The organism is Methylobacterium sp. WL116 (assembly GCF_008039455.1).
GTDB lineage: Bacteria > Pseudomonadota > Alphaproteobacteria > Rhizobiales > Beijerinckiaceae > Methylobacterium.
The window spans coordinates 1-4,184 of record NZ_VRUV01000407.1 but is presented as its reverse complement, the minus strand read 5'-3'; the positions used below and the strand labels follow the sequence as shown (position 1 = coordinate 4,184).

Annotated in this window: 5 protein-coding genes; 2 read left to right on the top strand and 3 right to left on the bottom strand. The window is 72.8% G+C overall.

The features are described 5' to 3' along the window. From FV223_RS21540 to FV223_RS21530, 3 genes are all read right to left on the bottom strand, one after another. Nucleotides 1-1,280 (bottom strand): sodium:proton antiporter (locus tag FV223_RS21540; RefSeq protein WP_147728912.1); only part of this gene is annotated, 1,280 nt, incomplete at its 3' end. A 140-nt stretch (nt 1,281-1,420) separates the two neighbouring features. Then, nucleotides 1,421-1,663 carry a hypothetical protein gene (locus FV223_RS21535; RefSeq protein WP_147728911.1) on the bottom strand — a complete coding sequence of 81 codons (243 nt, stop codon included), beginning with the start codon at nt 1,661-1,663 and terminating at the stop codon, nt 1,421-1,423. Further along, nucleotides 1,660-2,919 carry a helix-turn-helix domain-containing protein gene (locus FV223_RS21530; protein WP_147728910.1) on the bottom strand — a complete coding sequence of 420 codons (1,260 nt, stop codon included), beginning with the start codon at nt 2,917-2,919 and terminating at the stop codon, nt 1,660-1,662. Before FV223_RS21530 ends, FV223_RS21535 begins: the two co-directional genes overlap by 4 nt. A gap of 277 nt (nt 2,920-3,196) precedes the next feature. On the opposite strand from FV223_RS21530, the gene FV223_RS21525 reads away from it, so the two are divergent. Continuing rightward, nucleotides 3,197-3,907 (top strand): Crp/Fnr family transcriptional regulator, encoded by a 711-nt coding sequence (locus FV223_RS21525; protein ID WP_147728909.1) that lies wholly within the window; start codon nt 3,197-3,199, stop codon nt 3,905-3,907. Next, nucleotides 3,907-4,167, top strand: coding sequence for a hypothetical protein (locus FV223_RS21520; RefSeq protein WP_147728908.1), 261 nt, complete (start codon nt 3,907-3,909; stop codon nt 4,165-4,167). The genes FV223_RS21525 and FV223_RS21520 overlap by 1 nt, the downstream gene beginning before the upstream one ends. The last annotated feature ends 17 nt before the right edge of the window (nt 4,168-4,184 follow it).

The following is a 4,184-nucleotide window of genomic DNA, read 5'->3' as shown; positions in this document are numbered from 1 at the left end:
GCCCCCTCGAGGCTGTCGAGCGCCGCGCGGTAGGCTTCGGCCCGGGCGCGGCCCACCTCGCGGCCGACCGGGTCGTCGTCCTCGAGGCCGAGCCGGGCGAGCAGCGGGTTCAGGGTCAGGCCCTGGACCACGAGGGTGCCGAGCACCGTGCCGAAGGCGGCGAACACGATGAGGTCGCGCTGGGGGAAGCCCTGCGGCAGGGCGAGCGCCGTGGCGATGGTGAGGATGCCGCGCATCCCCGCCCACGACACCGCGATCGCGCCGCGGAAGGCGTGGCGGCCGGGCTCGGCGAAGGCGAGGCCGGGCAGGGCGGAGGCCGGCAGCACCCAGGCGATCCGCACCAGCACCACCGTGGCGAAGACCGCGCCGGCGAGCGCGAGCGCGCCGAGCTGGTCGGCGCCGGCGAGGCGCTGCAGGATCGGGCCGATCTGGATGCCGATCAGCACGAAGGCCAGCACGTTGAGCACGAACACCGCGGTGTTCCAGACCGCGTAGGAGATGATGCGGGTGCGCGGCGCGGTGATGCCGGGGGTGCCGCGCGCCACGGTGATCGCGAAGGCGACCAGCGTCAGCACCCCGGACATCTCCAGGCGCTCGGCCGCGATCCAGATGCCGAAGGCGGCCACGAACTGCAGCACGATGGTGCTGGCCGCATCCTGCACCCGCCGCATCCCGGCGACGAAGGCGAACCCCGCGAGCGGCCCGACGACCAGGCTCGCGACCACGCCGACGAGGAAGGTCGGGCCGACCTCGGAGGCGTGGAAGGCGCCGCTCGCGGCGGCCGCGACGCCGAGCCGGTAGATCAGCAGCGAGCCGGCATCGTTGAGCAGGCTCTCGCCGCGCAGGATGGTGGTGAGGCGGTGCGGCAGCGAGACGTGGCGCAGCACCGAGAGCGCGGCCACCGCGTCGGGCGGCGCGACGATCGCGCCGAGCACGATGCAGGCGGCGAGCGGCATGCCCGGCACCAGCAGCTTGGCGACGACGGCGACGGCGATCGTCGTCACCGCCACCGCGCCGAAGGCGAGGCCGGCGATCGGGCGCCAGTTCACCCGCAGGTCGCGCAGCGAGGTGGCGTAGCCGGCATCCATCAGCACGGGGGCGAGGAACAGCGCCAGCGCCAGCTCGGGGTCGAGCTCGAGGTTCGGCACGCCCGGCACGAAGGCCAGCCCGACGCCGCCGAGCGCCAGGAAGGCCGGATACGGCGCCCCGATCCGCCGCGCGAAAGCGGCCAGAAGCACCGCGCCGAACAGGACGCCGACGACCCAATCGAAGATGATCATGGATCGGAGATAGGGCGCTGCGGGCGGCGCGGCGCCGAAACGGCGAGCCGTCCGGCAACGCGCCGCGACCCGCACGCCCCGGCGGAGCAAGCTCGGGATTTGCCGAACCCAGGGCTTGTCGAACCCAGGATTTGCCCAGCTCAGGATTTGCCGAGCCGGTCGCGGATCCAGGCCTGTGCCGCGTCGAGGTCGACGAAGACGGGGGCCCGCGGGTCGTCGAGCGGCCCGAAGCCGGCCTCCAGGAACCAGCGGCCCGCCCCGTCCTCGTGCTGGTCGGACAGGCGCACCAGCACGGCGACGAGGAAGCCGTCGGAGAAGACGAGCCGGCTCTCGTGGTCGTCGCTTCCCGTGGCGACCTGCACGGGCTGCAGGAACAGGCTCATGCGGCGGCCCGCTCGCCGAGATGGAGGTAGTTGGGCTTGAATTCGGCCAGCGCCCTCAGCCGGGGCAGGTCGAGGATCCGCACCCGCTTGCCCCGGAACTCGATGAGCCCGGACCGGCGCAGCTCCTGCAGCGTGCGGTTGAGGTGCACGTTCGACAGGCCGGTGGTGTCGGCGAGATCCAGCTGCGTGAGCGGCAGGTCGTAGCTGTCGTCCTCGGCCAGCCCCACCACCTGCAGCCGGATGCGAAGCTCGCAGAACAGGTGCGCGAGCCGCTCCAGGGCCGAGCGGCAGCCGACGTTCACCAGCCATTCGCGCAGCGTCGCCTCGTCCACCAGCGTGGTCATCCGGAGCGCGCGGGCGATCCGGGGATGGTTCTCCATCACCTCGACCACCGTCCTCGGCGGGATCAGGACCACGCGGCAGGCCGACAGCGTGGTGATCGAGTGGTCCATCGCGTCCAGCAACGCCACGTCGAGGTCGCAGAGGTCGCCCGGGACCAGGTAGGCGGTGATCTGGCGGGTGCCGGTGGCGCGCACCTTGTGGCGGCAGGCGATGCCCTCCAGGATCAGGAACACGCCCTGCGGCGCGTCGCCCTCGCGGGCGAGGTCGGTCTGCGACGGGACGATCCGCGACGGGGCGCTGATCCGCTCCAGCAGCGCCTCGTCGGCCTCCGACAGGGCCGCGAAGCCCTCGAGCTTGCGCACGAGCGGGTTGCGGCCCCTCGCCGCCCGAAGCCGCCGGACCGGTGCGGTCGGCGCATCGCCGGCGGGCGCGCGGCCGACGGGCTCGACGTGGGTCGGGGGCGCATGGACCGCCCCCTCATGCGCCGGCGCCGATCCGGCGGCGGCCAAAGCCGGCTCGTCGAGGGCGGGCTGGTCGATGGCCGGCTCGTCGAGGGTCAGCGCATCGAGCAGGGCCACCACGTCCCAGGGCAGCGCCGGCTTGCGCAGCCAGGGCTCGTCCCGGACGTCGCGGGCGGCGGGGTCGTCGCGCTCGAGGCCGGAATGGACGAGGAAGGGCAGCCGGCACTGGCGCAGCCGCGCGATCAGGGCGTCGGAGGGTCCTTCCTTGAGCACCAGGTCGACGACCGCCACGCTCGGCGCCTCCCGCTCCAGTGACAGCAGCGCCTCGGCCGCCGTCGCGAACGGCCCGATCACCCGGTAGCCCGCCCCCTCCAGGGCGTCGCTCAGATCCATGGCGACGATCGCGTCGGCTTCGGCGACCAGCACCGCCGGTTGCTGGGCCACGTCTTTCATTCGGATCTCCGGACGCGAAGGCGGCCGCCCCTTCGGGCAGCGCAGAGAGCAAGGTTTCGAATTCTAGACATACGCGAATGCCGCCCGGAAGAGGCACGGGAGCTTCAGTACGATAGCCAACACTTGGGTCTGTCTGCAATCATACAAACATCGAGGCGCGAAACTTTTCGATTGACCTCGCCGCGGGCGAGCGCTCATCTGGCCCATCGCCTGCCGGGGAGACGAGGCGCGGGCGCCTGGGAGACAGCGCGTGCTCTTGCCCGATCGGGACCGAGCGATGCCGGCACCGCAGCGATCCAGCGTCCGCAACCGCTTGTTGAGGGCGCTCTCGCCCGCCGACTTCGCGTTGCTCCAGCCGGCCCTGCAGCCGGTCGCGACCGAGCTGCGACAGACCCTGATCACGCCCGACGAGCCGATCCGGACGCTGTACTTCCCCGAGGACAGCCTTGCCTCGATCGTCAGCGGGGCCGCCGGCAGGGTCGAGATCGGCGTGATCGGGCGGGAGGGCCTGGTCGGGGCCGCGCCGGTGCTGCTCGCCGTCGACCGGTCGCCGTTCCACCACTTCGTCCAGAGCCCGGGCGGGATGCTGTCCATCGCCACCGCGGACCTGCTGGCCGCGGTCGACGAGAGCCCGACCCTGCGCGGGCTGCTGCTGCGCTTCGTCCAGATCCTGATGCTGCAGACGGCGCAGACCGCCTTCGTCAACGCGGCCTACAACATCGACGTGCGCCTCGCCCGCTGGCTGCTGATGTGCCACGACCGGCTGGAGGGCGACGACCTCGTGCTCACCCACGAGTTCCTGTCCCTGATGCTGGGCGCGCAGCGCAGCAGCACGACCCTGGCGGTCCAGGCCCTGGAGGGGCACGGCCTGATCCGCGCGCGGCGCGGCCGCATCACGATCCTGAGCCGCGAAGGGCTGGAGGCGGTCGTGGACGACGGCTACGGCCTGCCCGAGCGCGAGTACGCCCGGTTGATCGGGAGCCTGTGATGCCGCGGTACTTCTTCCATGTCCGGCACCGCGAAGGCCCGGCGGGGCTGGCGATCGACGAGGAGGGCGACGAGCTCGCCGACGTGGAGGCCGCCCGCGCGCGGGCGCTCGCCGTCGCCCGCCGGATGATCGCGCAGGACCGCCTGACGCTGATCCGCGACTGGATGGTGTGCAGCTTCGAGATCGCCGACGAGGCCGGCGAGCGCGTGCTCACGGTGCCGTTCGGCGACACCGTCCCGGACGAGGACGGCCCGGGCTGACCCGCAGGCCTCGCGGC

Excerpts from the sequence above, each read along its gene's own strand:
- FV223_RS21535 (WP_147728911.1), bottom strand. The coding sequence starts at position 1,663 with ATGAGCCTGTTCCTGCAGCCCGTGCAGGTCGCCACGGGAAGCGACGAC.
- FV223_RS21530 (WP_147728910.1), bottom strand. The coding sequence starts at position 2,919 with ATGAAAGACGTGGCCCAGCAACCGGCGGTGCTGGTCGCCGAAGCCGAC.
- FV223_RS21525 (WP_147728909.1), top strand. The coding sequence starts at position 3,197 with ATGCCGGCACCGCAGCGATCCAGCGTCCGCAACCGCTTGTTGAGGGCG.
- FV223_RS21520 (WP_147728908.1), top strand. The coding sequence starts at position 3,907 with ATGCCGCGGTACTTCTTCCATGTCCGGCACCGCGAAGGCCCGGCGGGG.